Origin of the sequence: Pseudomonas sp. RW10S2 (assembly GCF_014268985.1) — a bacterium.
Classification (GTDB): domain Bacteria; phylum Pseudomonadota; class Gammaproteobacteria; order Pseudomonadales; family Pseudomonadaceae; genus Aquipseudomonas; species Aquipseudomonas wayambapalatensis.
The window spans coordinates 43370-64858 of record NZ_JABWRO010000009.1 but is presented as its reverse complement, the minus strand read 5'-3'; the positions used below and the strand labels follow the sequence as shown (position 1 = coordinate 64858).

Genomic DNA, 21489 nt, shown 5'->3' with positions numbered 1-21489 from the left:
GGAAGACGGGTGAGTTTGTGAATGAAAACTTTCGTAAAAGATATAGTTAACTTCTAAAAATTAGGTTTTATGTCAATTAAATTCAGATAAGTCATTTTTTTTAGGAATTATGTGAAGCAGCCATCATCGAAGAGAACTATAATCGACCCATCGCAGAATGTGTGGGAGTCAGCGCGTCGTATGTTGGATCTAAGCCTCAGCAAGCCAAGCGAAGTCGTCAAGCGACTCTGTGAGCGTCTGCGCAGCGAGCGGCTGGCGCAGCAACTGACGCAGGCAGAGGTGGCTGCACGCGCAGGTATTGCTACGAATACGGTGTCCAGTCTCGAATCAGGACGCAGTGTCGGCTTCGAAAATCTTGTGCGAATCGCCATGGTGCTCGGGCGCGGCAAGGAGCTGGAGGCGTTGTTCATGCCTGCGCTCGAGAGCCTTGACGACTTGCGTCGTTATGAGCAAGGCGCCAAGCGGCAACGGATCAGGAGCAAGCGCGACAATGTCTGAACAAGTGCGCGTGTACTACGAAGGGTGGGGCGAGCGCTGGTTGTGGGGCACATTGGCCTCCACGGCAGCCGTGGGAGGTCGTCCGCAGATCGTGTTCGAGTACAGCAATGAAGCCAGGCAACGCGGGTTTGAGTTGTCTTCGTACCTGCTGCCACTCCGTGGTGAGGCCTTGCGCAAGGGCTTCGCTGCGCATCAGTCGGGTTTGCCGGGGCCTGTCTATGATGCCCTGCCCGATGGCTGGGGCATGTTGCTGATGGACCGACTGTTCAAGCGCCGTGGTCTCAATGCTGCACGCATTGGTCCGCTCCAACGCCTGGCTTATATCGGCGACAACGCAATGGGCGCGATGTCATTCGAGCCTGTAGCGCCGCAAGGGCCAGAGGTGAACGAGCATATTCCCCTTGAGCTGCTGGCAGCAGAAGTCCAATCCGTGCTCAAGGGTGAGGGCGGCGAGTTTCTGCACAAGCTTCTTTTGGTCGGCGGCTCTCCTCAAGGTGCCAGGCCGAAGGCGCTGGTTTATCGTGATACGCACAGCGGCGTGTTTACAACAGTGGCCAGGCCTGGGCTCGAGGCTTGGCTGATCAAGTTTCCGGCCAGGGAGGAGCATCCGGAAGTCTGCGCCATTGAGATGGTCTATGCCCAATGCCTCAGGTTGTGCGGCATCCAGACAGCGGATACCCAGCATTTCAACTTGCCGGACGGACAGGCCGCTTTTGCCAGTAAACGCTTTGATCGCCAGGGCGACCTGCGTATCCCCATGCAAAGCCTTGCTGCATTTACGGGGGCAGACTTCAGATCTCCCGGAGCTCTGGACTACGTCAACTTTCTACGCGCCACGCATCTGTGCACCAATGATGTACGTGAGAAGGCGCGTGCGTTCGAGCGTGCTGTTTTCAACGTTGCCTTCAATAACCGCGACGATCATCCCAAGAACTTTGCCTACCTCATGTCGCGCACCGGAGAGTGGACGTTGGCGCCAGCGTATGACGTGACGTTCTGCGAAGGGCCGGGCGGATATCACCAGATGGATGTGATGGGGGAAGCGCTGGATATCGGTCGTCGGCAAATGCTTGCCTTGGCGAACGAGGCTGAAATTCCCAGCGATATTGCAGGCGGCATCATCGACCGCATTTGCGCGGTTGCTGCTCGCTTCACAGATACCGCCCAAGCCAGCTATCCGCAAATGATCAGTCAGGACACCCTGCGCACCGTGCAAGGTCGTATTGATGAAAACATCGCTTTGCTTCGCTGAGCTTGGTCGGAAAATACCGTCACGCCGTGTTTGCAGGAGCAACACCTGTGGGGGCGGGTTTGCCCGCGAAGCAGACACCGCGCAGGATGACACCGGCTTGGCCGGTGTTCGCGGCGGTTCGGCGGCTCGGTAAACCCGTACACACGGGATACCGCGAACCCTCAGGCATCTGCGATATGCCGCAAGCTCAGCTAAACCCCATGCAACCGCAAAGCCCGCTGGGCACATTCCTTCCAGCTCATCCTGCGCTTGTGCGCCACCCCAGCCTCATCTCCAGCCAGCACCACCGGCATATCCCGCATCTTCATCCAGGGCTCGCTCTGCCAATACAGCAACGTCGCCGTCCTCCCGCCAGGCCAGCACATCTGTCCCAGCCGTGGTGCTTCATCCCCATTCATCTGCCCATCACGCAGCACTGCCACCACCTCGTGGGTCAGCCAGAGCCGCAGGTGGCGATTCTCCGGAATGTGATGATGTGCCAGCAGGGTGTAGGCCCCGGACTCACTGACCATGGTGGTTTCCTGATACTGGCCGTAGCGCAGCAATTGCACGGTGCGGTACTGGTCCGGGTCGAGCTTGCGGGTACAGTGCTCATCGAAGAAACGCCCGGTCATCCGACCGAGTTCGTGGGCGCAGAACCAGGCTTGGGATTCGAGCCAGAGGGTGTGGAGGTGACGGTTGTGGCGGGTGAAGAGGGTGGGGGAGCAGTAAGTCATGATGGGCTATCCAGACCAGGAAAAGCCGTTTCTAACGGGAACGGGATTCCGCCATGTGAGCGTTCTTAGCGCTTCGACAAACTACTTGAATTACCGTTGGGCAATTAGCGAGATGCGTGTAGGAGATATCCTGATCTGAAATTCGGGCAATAAAAAAGGCTGCCCGAAGGCAGCCTTTTCGAATCGCCAAGCGATCAATCCCAGCTCAACGCCCCGCCAGTCTGATACTCAATCACTCGCGTCTCAAAGAAGTTCTTCTCCTTCTTCAAGTCCATGATCTCGCTCATCCAAGGGAACGGGTTGGTCGTCCCTGGATACTCTTCCTTCAACCCAATCTGGGTCAGGCGACGGTTAGCGATGAACTTGAGGTAATCCTCCATCATCGCTGCGTTCATCCCCAGCACGCCGCGAGGCATGGTGTCGCGGGCGTATTCGATCTCCAGCTGGGTCCCTTGCAGGATCATCTGGGTCGCTTCTTCCTTCATCGCCGCATCCCACAGGTGCGGGTTCTCGATCTTGATCTGGTTGATCACGTCGATACCGAAGTTCAGGTGCATCGACTCGTCACGCAGGATGTACTGGAACTGCTCGGCAACGCCGGTCATCTTGTTGCGGCGGCCCATGGACAGGATCTGGGTGAAGCCGCAGTAGAAGAAGATGCCTTCCAGTACGCAGTAGTAGGCGATCAGGTTGCGCAGCAGCTCTTTGTCGGTTTCGACGGTGCCGGTGTTGAACTCCGGATCCGAGATGGCGCGGGTGTACTTGAGGCCCCAGGCGGCTTTCTTCGCGACCGACGGGATCTCGTGGTACATGTTGAAGATCTCGCCTTCATCCATGCCCAGCGACTCGATGCAGTACTGGTAGGCGTGGGTGTGGATCGCCTCCTCGAAGGCTTGGCGCAGGATGTACTGGCGGCACTCGGGGTTGGTGATCAGGCGGTACACGGCCAGGGCCAGGTTGTTGGCAACCAGCGAGTCGGCGGTGGAGAAGAAGCCGAGGTTGCGCATCACGATGCGGCGCTCGTCTTCGGTCAGGCCGTCCATGCTCTTCCACAGGGCGATGTCGGCGGTCATGTTGACCTCTTGCGGCATCCAGTGGTTGGCGCAGCCGTCGAGGTACTTCTGCCAGGCCCAGTCGTACTTGAAAGGCACGAGCTGGTTGAGGTCGGCGCGGCAGTTGATCATGCGCTTCTCGTCTACCGCGACACGGGCCGAGGAGCCTTCGAGTTCGGCCAGGCCTTCGGCGACGTCGAGGGCGTCCAGCGCGGCCTTGGCGCGCTTGACCGCGTCGGAGTCGTTGGCGGTGGCGGCGCGGGCTTCCAGGGCGGCGGCACCGCCGGCGCTGTCGAGCTTGTCGAGGGTCGCGGCGGCGTTGGCCTGCGCAGGGGTGTTGGTTTTGGCGGCGACTTCGCCGTCTTCCTTATCGAATTCGTCCCAGCTCAGCATGGTGAGGTTCTCCTGCTTGAGGGCCATCTATGGAGTATGGCCGGTGGATCTTGGTTGCGGTGCGGTGCACGCAAATCGGAAGCGCCCTTTTAGGGCTGGCCGCGGCACTGGGCGGCGGCTTTTTATGTCTGTCTGCGGGAGAGGTGGTGGCCTCTTCGCGGGCAAGCCCGCTCCTACAGGGTGCTGTGCTGTTGCACAGAAAATTGAGGCTTCCCGGGGGAAGCCTCAGCCAAGCCTTACTGGCAGGCTTCGCAATCCGGCTCGTCGATGGCGCAGGCCTTCGGTACCGGGGCTGGGCCCGCGGCCTGGACCGGGGCGCTGTCGCCGCCGCTGGAGACGGCGTTGAGCTTGCCGGTGTTGATGGTCGACTTCTCGGTGCTGGTCGCGGCCAGTGCACGGAGGTAGTAGGTGGTCTTCAGACCACGGTACCAGGCCATGCGGTAGGTCACGTCCAGCTTCTTGCCCGAAGCGCCGGCGATGTACAGGTTCAGCGACTGGGCCTGGTCGATCCACTTCTGGCGACGCGAGGCGGCATCGACGATCCACTTGGTGTCGACTTCGAACGCGGTGGCGTACAGGTCCTTCAGCTCTTGCGGGATACGCTCGATCTGCTGCACCGAACCGTCGTAGTACTTCAGGTCGTTGATCATGACCGAGTCCCACAGGCCACGGGCCTTCAGGTCGCGGACCAGGTACGGGTTGATCACGGTGAACTCGCCCGACAGGTTCGATTTGACGTACAGGTTCTGGTACGTCGGCTCGATCGACTGCGACACGCCGGTGATGTTGGCGATGGTTGCGGTCGGCGCGATGGCCATGATGTTCGAGTTGCGGATGCCTTTCTGCACACGCTCGCGCACCGGAGCCCAGTCCAGCGACTCTTCCAGGTTGACGTCGATGTACTTGGCGCCACGGGCTTCGATCAGGATCTGTTGCGAATCCAGCGGCAGGATGCCCTTGGACCACAGCGAACCCTGGAAGGTCTCGTAGGCACCGCGCTCATCGGCCAGGTCGCACGAGGCCTGGATGGCGTAGTAGCTGACCGCTTCCATCGACTTGTCGGCGAACTCGACGGCTGCGTCCGAGCCGTACGGGATGTGCTGCAGGTACAGCGCGTCCTGGAAGCCCATGATCCCCAGGCCGACCGGGCGGTGCTTGAAGTTCGAGTTCTGCGCCTGTGGCACCGAGTAGTAGTTGATGTCGATCACGTTGTCGAGCATGCGCACGGCGGTCTTGACGGTACGCGCCAGTTTCGCGGTGTCCAGCTTGCCATCGACGATGTGGTTCGGCAGGTTGATCGAACCCAGGTTGCACACGGCGATTTCGTCGGCGTTGGTGTTCAGGGTGATCTCGGTGCACAGGTTCGAGCTGTGCACCACGCCCACGTGCTGCTGCGGCGAACGCAGGTTGCACGGGTCCTTGAAGGTCAGCCATGGGTGGCCGGTCTCGAACAGCATCGACAGCATCTTGCGCCACAGGTCTTTGGCCTGGATGGTCTTGAATACCTTGATCTTGTTGTACTCGGTCAGGGCTTCGTAGTACTCGTAGCGCTCTTCGAAGGCCTTGCCGGTCAGGTCGTGCAGATCAGGCACTTCGCTTGGCGAGAACAGGGTCCACTTGCCGTCGTCGAAGACGCGCTTCATGAACAGGTCCGGGATCCAGTTGGCGGTGTTCATGTCGTGGGTACGGCGACGGTCGTCACCGGTGTTCTTGCGCAGCTCGAGGAATTCCTCGATGTCCAGGTGCCAGGTTTCCAGGTAGGCGCAGACCGCGCCCTTGCGCTTGCCGCCCTGGTTGACCGCAACGGCGGTGTCGTTGACCACTTTCAGGAACGGCACGACGCCTTGCGACTTGCCGTTGGTGCCCTTGATGTACGAGCCCAGGGCGCGTACAGGGGTCCAGTCGTTGCCCAGGCCGCCAGCGAACTTGGACAGCATGGCGTTGTCGTGGATGGCCTTGTAGATGCCCGACAGGTCGTCCGGAACGGTGGTCAGGTAGCAGCTGGACAGCTGCGGACGCAGGGTGCCGGCGTTGAACAGGGTCGGGGTCGAGGCCATGTAGTCGAACGACGACAACAGGTTGTAGAACTCGATCGCACGGGCTTCGCGGTCTTTCTCCTGCAGCGCCAGGCCCATGGCGACGCGCATGAAGAACACCTGCGGCAGTTCGAAGCGCACGCCATCCTTGTGGATGAAGTAACGGTCGTAGAGGGTCTGCAGGCCCAGGTAGGTGAACTGCTGGTCACGCTCGTGATTGATGGCCTTGCCCAGGCGCTCCAGGTCGTAGCCTTTCAGTGCAGGGTCGAGCAGCTCGAACTCGACGCCTTTCTCGACATAGGCCGGCAGGGCCTTGGCGTACAGCTCGGCCATTTCGTGGTGGGTGGCGCTGTCGGCCACGCCCAGGAAGCCCAGGCCTTCGGCGCGCAGGGTGTCCATCAGCAGGCGGGCGGTGACGAACGAGTAGTTCGGCTCGCGCTCGACCAGGGTACGGGCGGTCATCACCAGGGCGGTGTTGACGTCCTTGATGGCCACGCCGTCGTAGAGGTTCTTCAGGGTGTCGCGCTGGATCAGGTCGCCATCGACTTCTGCCAGGCCTTCGCAGGCTTCGCTGATGATGGTGTTCAGGCGTGCCATGTCCAGCGGCGCCAGGCTGCCGTCGGCCAGGGTGATGCGAATGCTTGGGTGCGGCTCGACCACGGCGTCGGTGTGGGCGCGGGTGGCGCGCTCTTTAGCGCGCTGGTCGCGGTAGATCACGTAGTCGCGGGCGACTTTCTGCTCGCCGGCGCGCATCAGGGCCAGTTCGACCTGATCCTGGATCTCTTCGATGTGGATGGTGCCACCCGACGGCATGCGGCGCTTGAACGTGGCAGTGACCTGCTCGGTCAGGCGCGCGACGGTGTCGTGGATGCGCGACGAGGCGGCGGCGGTGCCACCTTCAACTGCAAGAAACGCCTTGGTGATGGCAACGGTGATCTTGTCGTCGGTATAGGGGACGACAGTGCCGTTGCGCTTGATCACGCGCAGCTGGCCCGGAGCGGTCGCAGCCAGATCCTGGTTCGAATCGGCGGCCTGCGGCGCCTTGGCCTGCGGGTTCTCGCGAGTTGTGTCGGTTTGCATGGGTGTCTCCACAGTTTCTATATTGTTCGGGCGCCTTGTGGGCGCCCACCGTTCCATCCATCAGTTCGACCGGCCCGGGCGGGGGATGCCACGCGCACGTGCATCCGCCCGCTCGGGCTTACCGACTTCGGGACAGACTCAGGAATAAGGGGCAATCACTTGCCGCTCCCTGGCCGAAGTCAAAGATTCTGGGTCACGCCCAAAAACTGTTGCTGTCGGGTGTCAGGCGATGCCTGCAACACCCATACCCGAACAAGGCCCTGGAGGGCTTGCCTCGGTCGCGCCTCCGCAGGAGCGGTTTGGCTGCTGAAATCACTGTAAGTTCCGGCAGAAAAATCGCTTGAGTTTCTGCCTGGACTTGTGTTTGTGATTTGGGTCGAAGCCACAACATGTAGTGGTTCGCTGCAATGGGGATACAAGATAATGCGGTATTGGGGTCTTTGCAAGGCGAGCCGCTGTGGATAACTTGTGGGTACTTTGTGTGTGAAAGGTGGGTATTCGCTGTAGGCCCTGTCGCAAGAGGTTTTTGCCGGTTTCAGGCCTGTGACAGAATTTTTCGCGTGGTTGGCAGTGCCTGGGGCGGGACGTAGTATCCGAGGGATATGTTGCCCTTTGGTGAAGGGCGGCAGTTGCCCCGTCGCGGGGCAAGCCTGCCCCCACGATAGCGCACCGCCAACAAGATCATGAACAGAGGTGACCGGCGATGGACCAGCCCAACAACCGTATCCTGATCGTCGAGGACGACCAGCGCCTGGCCGATCTCACCGCCGAATACCTGCAGGCCAACGGCTTCGAGGTGGCGGTCGAGGGCGATGGCGGGCGGGCGGTGCGGCGCATCATCGACAGCCAGCCTGATCTGGTGATCCTCGACCTGATGCTCCCCGGCGAGGATGGCCTGAGCATCTGCCGGCGGGTGCGCGGGCAGTTCCCCAACCCCATTCTCATGCTCACCGCGCGCAGCGATGAACTCGACCAGATCCAGGGGCTGGACCTGGGTGCTGACGACTATATCTGCAAACCGGTGCGCCCACGCCTGTTGCTGGCGCGCATCAATGCGCTGCTGCGGCGCAGTGATGCGCCGCAGAGCAAGGGGCACGACCTGAGCTTTGGGGGACTGCGCATCGACAACCGCCTGCGCGAGGCCTGGCTGGGCGAGCAGCCGATCGACCTGACCGGCGCCGAGTTCGACCTGCTCTGGTTGCTGGCCAGCAACGCCGGGCGGGTGCTGTCGCGCGAGCAGATCTCCACCTCGCTGCGCGGGGTGGGTTACGACGGCCAGGATCGCTCCATCGATGTGCGCATCTCCAAGATTCGTCCCAAGATCGGTGACGACCCGATCCACCCGCGGCTGATCAAGACCCTGCGCAGCAAGGGCTACCTGTTCGTCGGCGATGCCAGCCCATGAATTCGATCTTCCTGCGCATCTATGGCGGCATGCTCGCGGTGCTGGTGCTGGTCGCCGTGCTCGGCGTGCTGAGCCTGCACCTGGTCAACGAGGTGCGCGCTGGCCAGCATCGTGAGGGCCTGGCGCAAGGCACCTTCAGCCTGATGGCGGACAACCTGGCGCTGCAGAACGAGGTCGAGCGCAAGCGGTCGCTGGTGATCTGGGAGCGCTTGCTCGGGGTGCCGCTGGACCTGGCGCCGCTGTCGATGCAGACCCTCGATGCCGGGCAGCGCAGCCGTCTGGCGCGCGGCCTGGTGGTGGTGGAGAAGACCGGTCCGCATGCGGCCAAGGTCTTGCGCCAGGTGGCGCACGAGGATGTGGTGCTGGTCGCGCAGGTCAAGCAGGTCAGCGAGCAGTTGGCCCGTGCCACCCTTTATCTGCTGGCCGACGAGCTGGTGCGCTACCCGGTGACCGAGCAGCAGCAGCGGTTGGCGCAGATCAGGCAGAGCAAGGGGTTCGGTTTCGACATCGCCCTGCAGCGGATCGAGCGGGTAGGGCTGGACGACGACCAGCGGCGCCGGGTCGAGGAAGGCGACACGGTGATGGCGCTGGGCCGCGATGGTGACTCGATCCGCGTGTTTGCCGGTTTGTCCGGCTCGCCGTGGGTGCTGGAAATCGGCCCGCTGTATCAGCTCAATCCTTATCCGCCGCAGCTGTTGATCCTGATCGCCTTTCTCGGCCTGTGCCTGATCGGGTTGGTGGTGTACCTGTTGGTGCGCCAGCTCGAGCGCCGTGTTTCGGGGTTGGAGATGGCGGCCTCGCGCATCGCCCAAGGCAGCCTGGAAACCCGCGTGCCGGCCGGTGATGCGGACTCGGTCGGGCGCCTGGCAGCGGCGTTCAATGGCATGGCCGAGCACTTGCAGCGCTCGCTGAGCATGCAGCGTGAGCTGGTGCGGGCGGTGTCCCACGAGTTGCGCACACCGGTGGCGCGCTTGCGCTTCGGCCTTGAGATGATCGAGAGCGCCAGCACCGAGCAGGCGCGGAGCAAGCACCTGGCGGGCATGGACAGCGATATCCAGGACCTGGACCGACTGGTCGACGAGATGCTGACCTACGCGCGCCTGGAGCAGGGCGCGCCGGCCCTGAAGTTCCAGCGCATCGAGCTGGACAGCCTGCTGGATCGGGTGATCGACGAACTGGCACCGCTGCGTGCGGATGTTCGGGTGACCCGCGGAACCTGCCAGCTGGGGGAAGACCATCAGGCCTGGGTCGAGGCCGAACCGCGCTACCTGCATCGGGCGTTGCAGAACCTGGTGAGCAATGCCATGCGCCATGCCGAGTCCGAGGTGCGCCTGAGCTTTCAGCTTGGCCAGCAACGTTGCCGCATCGAAGTGGAGGACGACGGCCCAGGGATTCCCGAAGGCGTCTGGGACCGCATCTTCACCCCCTTCACCCGCCTGGATGACAGCCGTACCCGTGCCTCGGGAGGGCATGGCCTGGGCCTGTCGATCGTGCGGCGGATCATCTACTGGCACGGTGGGCGGGCGCAGGTGGGGCGCAGCGAGGCGCTGGGTGGCGCCTGCTTCAGCCTGAACTGGCCACGACAGCAGGCGCCGGGGTGAGGCTCAGGCGCTGACCAGGCTGAGCAGGTGGCCGTCCTGCAGGCAGAACTGGCCATCCAGTTCGCGGCCGTGGTGCCACTCGCTCGACAGCTCGGTGAGCAGGCGCAGGCGTGCGTGGCCTGTGGCGTCCCACTCCAGCACTTCGGCGTGTTCGAAATAGAAGCGCTTGAGGGTCAGGGGGTAGAGGGCCTTGAACAGGCTTTCCTTGAGCGAGAAGGTCAGGGTCACACCCAGGCCGATCATTGAGCGGTCCAGACGCTGCAGCTCGTCGGCGGTGAGGATCTCGCCCGCCAGGCGCTCGGCGCGTTCGTCGTCAAGCAGGCTCTCCTGGTCAAGGCCGATACCGTTGCAGGCACCTTCGTGGGCGACGACGGCAGCGGCCCAGCCCTGGCCATGGGTGATCGAACCTCGGATGCCGGCGGGCCAGACCGGTGAGCGGTCTTCGTGGCTGCCCGGAACATAGTCGCGGCCGTCCAGGCGTTGCAGCGCCTCACGGGCACAGACTCGGCCGGCCAGGTACTCGGCCTGACGCTTGGCCACCGAGCGCTGCAGGCTGTGGCTCTGTGCGATGCCGGCGCGCTGGAAATCGTCGGCGGCCAGGCGCTTGGGATCGAAGGCGCAACTGACCAGCACCGCGCCGGGAAGGGGCTGGGGCAGGGGCCAGTGATGCTGGAGTGGGGTGCAGCAGGTGGGGAGTCTGTCCATGGGCGGTATTGTGCCAGTTCCGGCCGTTTCGCGGGCAAGGCCAATGCAAATCCGCAACTGACGCGATTCCTGTAGGAGCGGGCTTGTCCCGCGATCGGGCGCGCAGCGGCCGTGCAACCAGGCGACCGAAGTCTTCCTGAAAAACCTCTGTGTCAGTTTTACGGCCGCTGTGCGCCCGATCGCGGGACAAGCCCGCTCCTACAAGTACGCAGAGAATTCGCGGGGGCTTGGGCCCTTACTTGAACGCCTGCTTGAAGAACGCCTGCATGTCCTTCCAGGAGCTTTCATCTGCCGCCTTGTCATAGCCGATATCCGGCCCGCCATGCGCGCCATGGCTCAAGCGGTCCGCATCGGGGTTGGTAAAGCCATGCTTGGCCCCGGGAATGCCGACGAACTGCATGTCTGCTCCGGCATCCTTCATCTCCTTCTTGAAGGCCTCGACCTGTTCGGGCGTGACCATGCTGTCGGCCTCGCCATGTTCGACCAGGATCTTCGCCCTCACCACTCCGGGCTTGGCCGGGGTCTGGGTGACCAGCGCGCCATGGAAACTCACTACGCCATCGAGCTTCTCGCCCCGGCGTGCGGCGTCGAGTACCACCTTGCCACCGAAGCAGTAGCCGATGGCGCCCAACTGGTGCTTGTTGGTGTTGGGTTGCAGCTTGAGCAGCTCGAGCCCGGCGTCGAAGCGTCGCGCCGCTGCCGCTGGATCCTTCAGCGCGGCGGCCATGAATGCCTGGGCGTCCTGCGGGTGCTCGGTGTGCTTGCCGTCGCCATACATGTCGATGGCCAGTGCGTTGTAGCCCAGCGCCGCGAGGTCGCGGGCGCGGCGCTTGGCGTAGTCGTTCAGCCCCCACCATTCATGCACCACGACGACACCGGGGCGCTTGCCCGCGATGGCGTCGTCATAGGCGTAGTAGCCGATCAGCGCAGTGCCTTCGGCGTCCTGGTAGCGGATCTCGCGGGTCTGTACCGCCGCCTGGGCGAAGGCGGCGCTGCACATCAGGGCCAGGGCAAGCAGTGAACGCATGAGGGGGTCTCCAGGAAAGATGCAGCCGTATCGGGTTCGTTCAGCCAAGGTTCAGCCGGGGTTCAGGAGCGGTTCAGGGCGCCCTGCTTACTCTAGTCCCCAGACCGAAACAGCGCACCTAACTGGAGTAACAAAGCATGAAAGCACTCAACACCCTGATGGTCGCCATGGCTGTTTGCGCCGCTGGCGTTGCCGCCACCGCCCAGGCCGACGATAACTTCGCCAGCCTGACCTACGGTCAGACCAGCGACAAAGTCCGCAAGTCCGGCCTGCTGCAGCGCAACACCGATAACCTCAACGCCGACGGCATCATCGGCAAGGACAGCACCTGGGGCCTGCGTGTCGGCCAGATCAACGATCAAGGCCGCTACTACCTGACCTACGACAACGTTTCGGGTGATCACAGCGGCGTCAAGTTGCGCCAGGAAAACCTGCTCGGCAGCTACGATGTGTTCCTGCCGATCACCGACACCACCAAGCTCTTCGGCGGCGGCAGCCTGGGCATGACCAAGCTGACCCAGACTTCGTCTGGCTACAGCCGCGATACTGACTACGGCTACGCGGTCGGCCTGCAAGCCGGCGTGCTGCAGCAGGTCACCGACAACACCTCGGTGGAACTGGGCTACCGTTACCTGCGCAGCAATGCCGCCACCGAGCTGTCGCCGCACGGTGGTCCGAAGGACGGCACCCTGCGCCTGACCAGCAGCGCCCAGACCTACCTCGCCGCCAGCTACAAGTTCTAAGGCCGAGGCTCATCGAACCGGCAGGGGTTTCCCGTGCCGGTTCGCTGTTATGCTGTGCCGGCCCTGACCGCTCGGCGGTCCGGGAGATATAGACAAAGGAGATGCGGCATGAAATTGCTGGTGGTCGAGGACGAGGCGCTGCTGCGCCATCATCTGTATACACGTCTGGGCGAGACCGGGCATGTGGTGCAGGCGGTGGGCGATGCCGAAGAGGCGCTCTACCAGGCCGAGCAGTACAACCATGACCTCGCCGTGATCGACCTGGGCTTGCCGGGCATGAGCGGGCTGGACCTGATCCGCCAGTTGCGCAGCCAGGACAAGACGTTCCCCATTCTGATTCTCACCGCCCGCGGCAACTGGCAGGACAAGGTCGAAGGCCTGGCCGCCGGTGCCGACGACTATGTGGTCAAGCCTTTCCAGTTCGAAGAGCTGGAGGCGCGCCTGAACGCGTTGCTGCGTCGCTCCAGTGGCTTTACCCAGTCGACCATCGCTGCCGGCCCGCTGGTGCTGGACCTCAATCGCAAGCAGGCGACACTGGACGAGCAGCCCCTGGCGCTGACCGCCTATGAATACCGGATCCTCGAATACCTCATGCGCCATCACCAGCAGGTGGTGGCCAAGGACCGTCTGATGGAGCAGCTCTACCCGGACGACGAGGAGCGCGATCCCAACGTCATCGAGGTATTGGTCGGCCGTTTGCGCCGCAAGCTCGAGGGCGACAACGGCTTCAAACCCATCGACACCGTGCGCGGCCTGGGCTACCTGTTCACCGAGCGCTGCCGATGATCCGTTCGCTGCGCCTGCGCCTGATGCTGGCCGCAGCGCTGCTGGCCCTGCTGTTCATGCTGGCGCTGCTGCCGGCGCTGCAGAAGGCCTTCAGCCTGGCCCTGCAGGAGTCGATCGAGCAGCGCCTGGCCTCGGATGTGACCACCATGATCTCGGCGGCGCGCATCGAGCATGGTCATCTGCAGATGCCCGAGCTGCTGCCCGACGAGCGCTACAACCTGCCCAACATGGGCCTGCTTGGCTACATCTTTGACCGCGAGGGCCGGCTGGTCTGGCGTTCACGCGCCACCGCCGACAAGCACATCAACTATCAACCCCGCTATGACGGTCGCGGCAGCGAATTCGCGCGAATCCGCCAGGACGACGGTGACGAGTTCTTCGTCTATGACGTCGAGGTCAAGCTGCTCGGTGGCAAGAGCGCAGCCTTCAGCATCGTTGCCCTGCAGCCGGTGCGCGAGTACCAGCACACCCTCGACGGCCTGCGCGAGAAACTCTACCTGGGCTTTGGCGCGGCCCTGCTGGCATTGATGGTGCTGCTCTGGGCTGGTCTGACCTGGGGGCTGCGGTCGTTGCGCCGGTTGAGTCACGAACTGGATGAAGTGGAGAGCGGTGCCCGTGAGGGGCTGAGCCGTGAGCACCCGCGCGAACTGCTGCGCCTGACCGGCTCGCTGAACCGCCTGCTGCACAGCGAGCGCGAGCAACGTCAGCGTTATCGCGACTCGCTGGATGACCTGGCACACAGCCTCAAGACCCCGCTGGCGGTGCTGCAGGGGGTTGGCGAAAGCATGGGCCAGCGCAGCGGCGAACGCGAACAGGCGCGGGTGCTGCAAAGCCAGATCGAGCGCATGAGCCAGCAGATCGACTACCAGCTGCAACGCGCCAGCCTGCGCAAGAGCGGCCTGGTGCGGCACAAGGTACGCCTTGCGCCGGTGCTCGATAGCCTGTGCAACACGCTGGACAAGGTCTATCGCGACAAGCGTGTCACCGTCACCCTGAGTGTTCCCGCGCAAGCCTGGGTGCCGATCGAAGAGGGTGCCTTGCTCGAGCTGCTCGGCAACCTGCTGGAGAACGCCTATCGGCTGTGCCTGGGGCAGGTGCGGGTGAGCCTGGAGGCGCTGCCCGGGCAGCAGGTGTTGTGCGTGGAGGATGATGGTCCGGGTGTGCCCGCAGGCCAGCGCGAACGTATCCTGCAGCGCGGCGAGCGCCTGGACCGGCAGCATCCGGGGCAGGGGATCGGGCTTGCGGTGGTCAAGGACATCATCGACAGCTTCGATGCCCGGCTTACGCTGGATGATTCGCCCCTGGGCGGGGCGGCATTCAGGATCGTGTTCAGCCTGGAGTGAGCTTGCGGGCAGGCTAGCTCCCGCAGGTGAGGCTTTCCTGCATCATGCCCCGCATCGGGCGGATTCCCGCCATCGGCCTTGTACGAATTTCGCCACCGGGCGGAAATCCGCCAACCCACCCCTGTCGATTCGCCCTGTCCTTGGGCAGAAATTTCCCGAAAACACTGGCATTGCACCCAATCCGGGCATTTTGGCATCACCCTTGCTAAAGATCTGGCAGAGGCCTGCTCAGGCAGCTCGAACACAACGACAAATCCCTCCAGGTGCAGGAGGGTTCGCGCTTTAGGTGCCTCGCCCTGGGAAGGGTGAAACGGCACACTTGAGGATAATTAAGCCATGACGAAACGTCAGCCGCTGTACAAGTCCCTGTATGTCCAGGTGATCGTTGCAATCACCATCGGTATTCTGCTCGGCCACTACTACCCCGAAACCGGTGTCGCCCTCAAACCCCTGGGTGACGGCTTCGTCAAACTGATCAAGATGGTCATCGCCCCGATCATCTTCTGCACCGTGGTCAGCGGCATCGCCGGCATGCAGAGCATGAAGTCGGTCGGCAAGACCGGCGGCTATGCGCTCCTGTACTTCGAGATCGTCTCCACCATCGCCCTGATCATCGGCCTGGTCGTCGTCAACGTGGTTCAGCCTGGCGCTGGCATGCACGTCGACGTCAGCACCCTGAACGCCAGCAGCGTCGCAGCCTACGCCGCCGCCGGTGCGCAGCAGACCACCGTTGGCTTCCTGCTCAACGTCATCCCTAACACCGTGGTCGGTGCCTTCGCCAACGGCGACATCCTCCAGGTGCTGATGTTCTCGGTGCTGTTCGGCTTCGCCCTGCATCGCCTGGGCAGCTACGGCAAGCCAGTGCTCGAGCTGATCGACCGCTTCGCCCATGTCATGTTCAACATCATCAACATGATCATGAAGCTGGCGCCGGTCGGTGCCTTCGGTGCCATGGCCTTCACCATCGGCCAGTACGGCGTGGGTTCGCTGGTGCAGCTGGGCTACCTGATGGCCTGCTTCTACATCACCTGCCTGGCGTTCATCCTGATCGTCCTCGGCGGTATCTGCCGCGCCCACGGTTTCAGCGTCCTCAAGCTGATCCGCTACATCCGTGAAGAACTGCTGATCGTACTGGGTACTTCCTCCTCGGAATCGGCCCTGCCACGCATGCTGACCAAGATGGAGCGCCTGGGCGCGAAGAAATCCGTGGTTGGCCTGGTGATCCCGACCGGCTACTCGTTCAACCTGGACGGCACCTCGATCTACCTGACCATGGCTGCGGTGTTCATCGCCCAGGCCACCGATACCCCCATGGACATCACTCACCAGATCACCCTGCTGCTGGTGCTGCTGGTCGCGTCCAAAGGTGCTGCTGGCGTTACCGGTTCGGGCTTCATCGTCCTGGCCGCCACCCTGTCCGCCGTTGGCCACCTGCCAGTTGCCGGCCTTGCGCTGATCCTGGGTATCGACCGCTTCATGTCCGAAGCCCGCGCCCTGACCAACCTGATCGGCAACGCCGTTGCCACCGTGGTCGTGGCCAAGTGGGTGAAGGAACTGGACACCGACAAGCTGCAATCGGAACTGGCTTCCGGCGGTGCACCGCTGGTTGAAACCCGTCCGACCGACGACCTGGGCGTTGCTGAAGGCCCGGCTACTCGCTGATAGCGGTTGTAGTGATGCGAAAGAGGCGACCTTAGGGTCGCCTTTTTTCATGCTCGGTTTTTGTGGTGATCGGACTGGCCCGCAAATGCGTTGGGTCATTCGACGCGTGTCTCGCCGCTGTACACGAGGATCTCCCGGCAGCGCCGGCACAGGTAGCGACGCCCCTGGCGCACCAGCTTGTGTCGCTGTGCGCTGAAGGGGAAGTCGCTGTCCGGGCAGGGGCAGCGGTAGATGTAGCGGGTTGCCACACGGCGCTGCACCTCATAGTTGTGGCAGCGGTTGGGCGGCAGTTCGTACACCCCGCGCATGATCAGTTGCCACTCCTCGCCATGGGCCTGGATGCGGTCGCCGAACAGTTGGTGGGCGATCAGGTGGGCGACTTCATGGGCCACGGTCTGGCGCAGGAAATCATCCTGGTTCTCGCGGTACAGCTGCAGGTTGAAGCGCAGCAGGTTCTCGTGCAGATGGGCGACACCGGCCTTCTGGCCGCGCAGTTTGAAGCTGACTTCCGGGCGGGGGAAGGGGCGTTTGAAGAAGGTTTCGGCTTGCTGGTAACAGGTTTCGACGCGTTGCTTGAGTTGCTCGGGCATGGCGGGATGATTCTCCTGACGCGCCATTATGCCGCAAGCCCTGCACGCTTGCCGAGCCGCCGGTCAGCACGAAGCCAGAGGCCGCCAAAACGGCGGCCCCTGGCCCGACGCCCCAGTGTTGGTGTTTCTAATTGGTGTAGACCGGCCCCACGCCAAGCCCCCAGATGATCACGGTGGCGGCCATGATCGCCACCAGCACCACCAGGCCCACCGCCAGCACGGAGCTGGAGAACAGGAAGCCCTCGTCAGTGGGGATGTTCATGAAGGTCGGTAGCCCGACATACAGCAAGTAGACCGTGTAGCAGATGGCCGCTGTCCCCAGCAGCATGCCCAGCCACAGGTGGGGGTAGAGCGCCGCCAGGCCGCCGAGGAACAGTGGCGTGGCGGTGTAGGTGGCAAAGGCGATGCATTGCGCCATAGAGGGGTTGGCATCATAGGTGCGCGCCATCCAGTGGATGAAGGCCCCCATCACCGCCACCCCGGCGAGCATTGCCAGGTAGGACATGACGCTCATCCATAGCGCGCTTTCCATGGTCAGCATCACCGGTGGTCGGTCACCGATCACCCAGCCGACCTGAGTGGTGCCGATAAAGGCGGACACCGCCGGAATCGCCGCCAGGATCAGGGTGTGGGTCAGGTACATATGGCTGATGCTTTCTTCTTCGCCACGAATCTCCCGCCATTCCTGGTCGGGATGGGTAAACAGTCCCAGAACGTGATGGATCATGCCGGTCACTCCTATCGTCGTTGCCAAACGCCCCCCAAGCGGAGCGCCTGTGGCTCGAGGCCAGGCAACCGATCAAGCGGTAATATGGCCTTATGTCGCAGTATAGGAAGCAGAACCCGGCATAAACGCGGCTTTTTAGAGCAAATCGCGCTGTCGGTGGCGCTGTTGATTCTTTATCGGAATGGCCTACGCCTGTGCTCGGTTTGTGCGTAAAATAGCCGGCTTTTGTCACACCTCGCGGATCCAAGCGCTATGGGCACCCTCTCGGTCAACCAGAACAAACTGCAAAAACGCCTGCGTCGTCTCGCCGGCGAAGCCATCACCGACTACAACATGATCGAGGATGGCGACAAGGTCATGGTCTGCCTGTCCGGCGGCAAGGACAGCTACACCATGCTCGATGTTCTGCTGCACCTGCAGAAGGTGGCGCCGATTTCGTTCCAGATCGTCGCGGTGAACATGGACCAGAAGCAGCCAGGCTTCCCCGAGCACGTGCTGCCTGCCTACCTGAAGACCCTCGGCGTCGAGTACCACATCGTCGAGAAGGACACCTACTCGGTGGTCAAGGAACTGATCCCCGAAGGCAAGACCACCTGTTCGCTGTGCTCGCGCCTGCGCCGTGGCACGCTGTACACCTTCGCCGACGAGATCGGTGCGACCAAGATGGCGCTCGGTCACCACCGCGACGACATCGTCGAGACCTTCTTCCTCAACATGTTCTTCAATGGCGCGCTCAAGGGCATGCCGCCCAAGCTGCGCGCCGACGACGGCCGCAACGTGGTGATCCGTCCGCTGGCCTACTGCAGCGAGAAGGATATCCAGGCTTACTCGGACATGAAGGAATTCCCGATCATCCCGTGCAACCTGTGCGGTTCGCAGGAGAACCTGCAGCGCCAGGTGGTCAAGGACATGCTGGTGGAGTGGGAGCGCAAGCATCCGGGCCGTACCGAGAGCATCTTCCGCGCCCTGCAGAACGTCGCGCCGTCGCAACTGGCCGACCGCAACCTGTTCGACTTCACCAGCCTGAAAATCGACGAGAGCGCCACTCCGCGCTTCCTCGACGTGCTGAACATCTGAACCCATGCGCGATTACCAGTGGCTGCACGAGTACTGCCTCAATCGCTTCGGCTCGTCCAAAGCGCTCGAAGCCTTCCTGCCGCAACCGCGCACGTCGGCGCAACTGCGCGACATCACTGACGACCGCTACCTGTCGACCCTGGCCCTGCGCGTGTTCCGCGCCGGGCTCAAGCACAGCCTGGTGGACGCCAAATGGCCAGCGTTCGAGCAGGTGTTCTTCGGTTTCGACCCCGAGAAAGTGGTGCTCATGGGCGCCGAGCACCTGGAGCGCCTGATGCAGGACGAGCGCATCATCCGCCACTTGGGCAAGCTCAAGAGCGTGCCGCGCAATGCGCAGATGATCCTCGATGTAGCGAAGGAGAAGGGTAGTTTCGGTGCCTTCATCGCCGACTGGCCCGAGACCGATATCGTCGGGTTGTGGAAGTACCTGGCCAAGCATGGCAACCAGCTGGGTGGGTTGTCGGCGCCGCGCTTCCTGCGCATGGTCGGCAAGGATACCTTCATCCCCACCGAGGACATGGCCGCGGCATTGATCGCGCAGAAGGTGATCGACAAGCCGCCCACCAGCCTGCGCGACCTGGCGCTGGTGCAGCAGGCGTTCAACCAGTGGCATGAAGAGAGTGGCCGGCCGCTGTGCCAGTTGTCGGTGATGCTGGCGCATACCGTCAATCATTGAGGTTTGCGGCGCCTGCTTCGCGGGCAAGCCCGCTCCTACAGAGCCGGCTTGCCCGCGAATGCCGCACCCGGTGTTCTATTCCCCCGCCAGCCGCCGCTCGTGCTGAAACTTCCAGCGCACGTACAGCAACCCGCTGACGAACAATCCCAGGCTCACCAGCACCTCGACCCAGCCAAACAGCGCCCGGCCCGGATCGAACGCCGCCAGCACGCCCTTGATGAAATAGATGTTGACCACGAAGCAGGTCCAGGCATGCGCCCGGGCGCTGCCGCTGAGCATGCCTGGCAGCAGTAGCAGCAGAGGGATCAGCTCGATGGCCAGGATCACTTCGACCCGCGCCCCATGCAGGTCGGCGAACCACAGGTTGTTCACCACCAGCAAGGCGATCAGGCCGAAGAAGCAGGCCAGGCTCAGCGCCCGGGTCAGGCGCAGGCGTGGGGCCAGCCAGTCGAGTGCAGGCAGGGCCTTGGACTTTCTAGCCACGCTCGCCACCCAGGGCCTTGGCGGTATTGGCCAGGCGTTGGCCCAGCGCCCTGCACAGGGTGATCTCGTGTTGGTCCAGTTCGCGTTTGCCATCGGCACCAGCATGATGGCTGGCGCCGTAGGGCGTGCCGCCGCCACGGGTTTCGAGCAGGGCCGATTCGCTATAGGGCAGGCCAGTGACCAGCATGCCGTGGTGCATCAGCGGCAGCAGCATCGACAGCAGGGTGGTTTCCTGGCCGCCGTGCAGGCTGGCAGTGGAGGTGAACACCGCCGCTGGCTTGCCGACCAGTTCACCGCCCAGCCACAGGCTGCTGGTGCCGTCGAGGAAGTACTTGAGCGGCGCGGCCATGTTGCCGAAGCGCGTCGGGCTGCCCAGGGCCAGGCCCGCGCAGTGGCGCAGGTCGTCGAGGGTGGCATAGAGCGCGCCGCTGGCGGGGATGTCCGGGGCCACGGCTTCGCACTCGCTGGAAATCGCCGGCACGGTGCGCAGGCGCGCTTCCAGGCCCGCCATCTCGACACCGCGGGCGATGTGCCGGGCCATCTCGCTGGTGGAGCCGTGGCGGCTGTAGTACAGGACCAGGATGAAGGGATCGCTCACGGCAGGATCTCCAGGACTTTCTCGGGGGGCCGACCGATCACGGCCTTGTCGCCGGCGACCAGGATCGGGCGTTCGATCAGTTTCGGATGCTGGACCATGGTGTCGATCAGTTGCGCGTCGGTGAGCGCTGGGTTGGCCAGGTCCAGGGCCTTGTATTCGTCTTCGCCGCTGCGCAACAACTGGCGTGGGCCGATGCCGAGCTTGCCGAGCAGCGCCTTGAGCGTGGCGGCGTCGGGCGGGGTTTCGAGGTAACGCACCACGGTCGGGGCCAGGCCGCGTTCTTCCAGCAGTTCAAGGGCGCCGCGGGATTTGGAGCAGCGCGGGTTATGATAGAGGGTCAGATCGGTCATGACGGGTCGCATCCAGCTGGGTTTGGCGGCTATTCTAACCGCAGCGACCGACATTTCATGCTTTAAAACTTCGAGAAGGATTGACCCATGGCAAGGCGTTTGGCAGCTGCACTGGCCATCACCGCGAGTCTTTTGCTCGGCGGCTGCGGTGCGGACTACGGCGTGGACCAGCACGGCAATACGGTGAAGGCCGAACAGATCGACGGGCACTGGCTGGTGCTCAATTACTGGGCCGAGTGGTGCGGACCGTGCCGCACCGAGATCCCTGAACTGAATACGGCGGCCAAGCAATGGGACGCCCAGGGCATCAAGGTGGTGGGGGTGAACTTCGACGGGCTGCAGGGCGATGACCTCAAGCAGGCCGCGCAGGCCCTGGGCATCGACTTCACCGTGCTGGCCCAGGACCCGGCCGAGCGCTACGAGCTGCCTCGCAGCGAAGCACTGCCGGTGACCTACATCATCGACGACAAGGGCAAGGTGCGTGAGCAGTTGCTCGGCGAGCAAACGCTCGAAGGGCTGCAGGCGAAGATCAAGGCACTCAAGGGCGGCGCCTGACCTGTTGTCGGGGCTGCTTCGCAGCCCATTCGCGGCACGAGGCCGCTCCTACAAGAGCTCCGCAATTTCTGAATACTGCGGTGTTACTTGTGGGAGCGGCCTCGTGCCGCGAATGGGCCGCGCAGCGGCCCCGA

The 21489-nt window shown here is 63.1% G+C and carries 21 protein-coding genes; 11 read left to right on the top strand and 10 right to left on the bottom strand.

Translation table 11 applies throughout. The annotated features are described in order from the left end of the window. The first annotated feature begins 180 nt into the window (after window positions 1-180). The gene (locus tag HU729_RS03860; RefSeq protein ID WP_186708483.1) at window positions 181-498 is read left to right on the top strand and encodes a helix-turn-helix transcriptional regulator; all 318 of its coding nucleotides are present in this window, start codon (window positions 181-183) and stop codon (window positions 496-498) included. Further along, window positions 491-1750 carry a type II toxin-antitoxin system HipA family toxin gene (locus tag HU729_RS03855; RefSeq protein ID WP_186708481.1) on the top strand — a complete coding sequence of 420 codons (1260 nt, stop codon included), beginning with the start codon at window positions 491-493 and terminating at the stop codon, window positions 1748-1750. Before HU729_RS03860 ends, HU729_RS03855 begins: the two co-directional genes overlap by 8 nt. Before the next feature lie 191 nt (window positions 1751-1941). On the opposite strand, the gene HU729_RS03850 is transcribed toward HU729_RS03855, so the two are convergent. The 3 genes from HU729_RS03850 to HU729_RS03840 all read right to left on the bottom strand — a co-directional run bounded on the left by HU729_RS03850 (window position 1942) and on the right by HU729_RS03840 (window position 7027). Next, on the bottom strand, window positions 1942-2466 hold the full coding sequence (locus HU729_RS03850; RefSeq protein WP_186708479.1) for a Bro-N domain-containing protein: 525 nt from the start codon (window positions 2464-2466) through the stop codon (window positions 1942-1944). A 194-nt stretch (window positions 2467-2660) separates the two neighbouring features. Next, window positions 2661-3911 carry a ribonucleotide-diphosphate reductase subunit beta gene (locus HU729_RS03845; RefSeq protein WP_186666978.1) on the bottom strand — a complete coding sequence of 417 codons (1251 nt, stop codon included), beginning with the start codon at window positions 3909-3911 and terminating at the stop codon, window positions 2661-2663. Window positions 3912-4147: 236 nt separating this feature from the next. After that, a complete protein-coding gene (locus HU729_RS03840; RefSeq protein WP_186708477.1) occupies window positions 4148-7027 on the bottom strand; it encodes a ribonucleoside-diphosphate reductase subunit alpha in 2880 nt (959 codons plus the stop codon). A 703-nt stretch (window positions 7028-7730) separates the two neighbouring features. On the opposite strand from HU729_RS03840, the gene HU729_RS03835 reads away from it, so the two are divergent. Together HU729_RS03835 and HU729_RS03830 are read left to right on the top strand one after the other, a co-directional pair. Further along, a complete protein-coding gene (locus HU729_RS03835; RefSeq protein ID WP_186708474.1) occupies window positions 7731-8432 on the top strand; it encodes a response regulator transcription factor in 702 nt (233 codons plus the stop codon). Continuing rightward, window positions 8429-10033 carry an ATP-binding protein gene (locus tag HU729_RS03830; RefSeq protein ID WP_186708472.1) on the top strand — a complete coding sequence of 535 codons (1605 nt, stop codon included), beginning with the start codon at window positions 8429-8431 and terminating at the stop codon, window positions 10031-10033. The genes HU729_RS03835 and HU729_RS03830 overlap by 4 nt, the downstream gene beginning before the upstream one ends. 3 nt (window positions 10034-10036) lie before the next feature. On the opposite strand, the gene HU729_RS03825 is transcribed toward HU729_RS03830, so the two are convergent. Then, window positions 10037-10738: a 4'-phosphopantetheinyl transferase superfamily protein gene (locus HU729_RS03825; RefSeq protein WP_186708470.1), complete on the bottom strand. Its 702-nt coding sequence runs from the start codon at window positions 10736-10738 to the stop codon at window positions 10037-10039. A 235-nt stretch (window positions 10739-10973) separates the two neighbouring features. Then, window positions 10974-11765, bottom strand: coding sequence for a dienelactone hydrolase family protein (locus tag HU729_RS03820; protein WP_186708468.1), 792 nt, complete (start codon window positions 11763-11765; stop codon window positions 10974-10976). Window positions 11766-11902: 137 nt separating this feature from the next. On the opposite strand from HU729_RS03820, the gene HU729_RS03815 reads away from it, so the two are divergent. The 4 genes from HU729_RS03815 to HU729_RS03800 all read left to right on the top strand — a co-directional run bounded on the left by HU729_RS03815 (window position 11903) and on the right by HU729_RS03800 (window position 16299). Then, window positions 11903-12508 (top strand): outer membrane beta-barrel protein, encoded by a 606-nt coding sequence (locus tag HU729_RS03815; protein WP_186666973.1) that lies wholly within the window; start codon window positions 11903-11905, stop codon window positions 12506-12508. A gap of 108 nt (window positions 12509-12616) precedes the next feature. Beyond that, a complete protein-coding gene (locus HU729_RS03810) occupies window positions 12617-13294 on the top strand; it encodes a response regulator (RefSeq protein WP_054892914.1) in 678 nt (225 codons plus the stop codon). Continuing rightward, window positions 13291-14637, top strand: a complete 1347-nt coding sequence (locus HU729_RS03805; protein ID WP_186666972.1) for an ATP-binding protein — start codon at window positions 13291-13293, stop codon at window positions 14635-14637. The genes HU729_RS03810 and HU729_RS03805 overlap by 4 nt, the downstream gene beginning before the upstream one ends. A 336-nt stretch (window positions 14638-14973) precedes the next feature. Further along, window positions 14974-16299 carry a dicarboxylate/amino acid:cation symporter gene (locus tag HU729_RS03800; RefSeq protein WP_186666971.1) on the top strand — a complete coding sequence of 442 codons (1326 nt, stop codon included), beginning with the start codon at window positions 14974-14976 and terminating at the stop codon, window positions 16297-16299. 95 nt (window positions 16300-16394) lie between these two features. On the opposite strand, the gene HU729_RS03795 is transcribed toward HU729_RS03800, so the two are convergent. Together HU729_RS03795 and HU729_RS03790 are read right to left on the bottom strand one after the other, a co-directional pair. Next, window positions 16395-16916: a SprT family zinc-dependent metalloprotease gene (locus tag HU729_RS03795; protein ID WP_272979761.1), complete on the bottom strand. Its 522-nt coding sequence runs from the start codon at window positions 16914-16916 to the stop codon at window positions 16395-16397. A gap of 100 nt (window positions 16917-17016) precedes the next feature. Continuing rightward, entirely contained in the window at window positions 17017-17616 is a 600-nt protein-coding gene (locus HU729_RS03790; RefSeq protein WP_054892910.1) for a Yip1 family protein, read from the bottom strand. Window positions 17617-17868: 252 nt separating this feature from the next. On the opposite strand from HU729_RS03790, the gene ttcA reads away from it, so the two are divergent. Together ttcA and HU729_RS03780 are read left to right on the top strand one after the other, a co-directional pair. Continuing rightward, window positions 17869-18693 (top strand): tRNA 2-thiocytidine(32) synthetase TtcA, encoded by an 825-nt coding sequence (gene ttcA, locus HU729_RS03785; RefSeq protein WP_186666969.1) that lies wholly within the window; start codon window positions 17869-17871, stop codon window positions 18691-18693. A 4-nt stretch (window positions 18694-18697) separates the two neighbouring features. After that, entirely contained in the window at window positions 18698-19369 is a 672-nt protein-coding gene (locus HU729_RS03780) for a DNA-3-methyladenine glycosylase I (protein WP_186708466.1), read from the top strand. A 75-nt stretch (window positions 19370-19444) separates the two neighbouring features. Here the strand turns inward: HU729_RS03780 and HU729_RS03775 are convergent, their stop codons facing one another. From HU729_RS03775 to arsC, 3 genes are read right to left on the bottom strand one after another with little or no spacing between them, the layout of a single operon-like run. Then, window positions 19445-19852 (bottom strand): DUF2069 domain-containing protein, encoded by a 408-nt coding sequence (locus tag HU729_RS03775; protein WP_186708464.1) that lies wholly within the window; start codon window positions 19850-19852, stop codon window positions 19445-19447. Further along, complete coding sequence (gene wrbA / locus HU729_RS03770; protein WP_186708462.1) at window positions 19845-20450, bottom strand: NAD(P)H:quinone oxidoreductase; 606 nt, start codon at window positions 20448-20450, stop codon at window positions 19845-19847. The genes HU729_RS03775 and wrbA overlap by 8 nt, the downstream gene beginning before the upstream one ends. Continuing rightward, a complete protein-coding gene (arsC, locus tag HU729_RS03765) occupies window positions 20447-20800 on the bottom strand; it encodes an arsenate reductase (glutaredoxin) (RefSeq protein WP_186708460.1) in 354 nt (117 codons plus the stop codon). Before arsC ends, wrbA begins: the two co-directional genes overlap by 4 nt. Window positions 20801-20887: 87 nt before the next feature. Here arsC and HU729_RS03760 point away from each other — a divergent pair, with 87 nt between their 5' ends. Then, window positions 20888-21355 carry a TlpA disulfide reductase family protein gene (locus tag HU729_RS03760; RefSeq protein WP_186708458.1) on the top strand — a complete coding sequence of 156 codons (468 nt, stop codon included), beginning with the start codon at window positions 20888-20890 and terminating at the stop codon, window positions 21353-21355. Window positions 21356-21489: the final 134 nt, after the last annotated feature.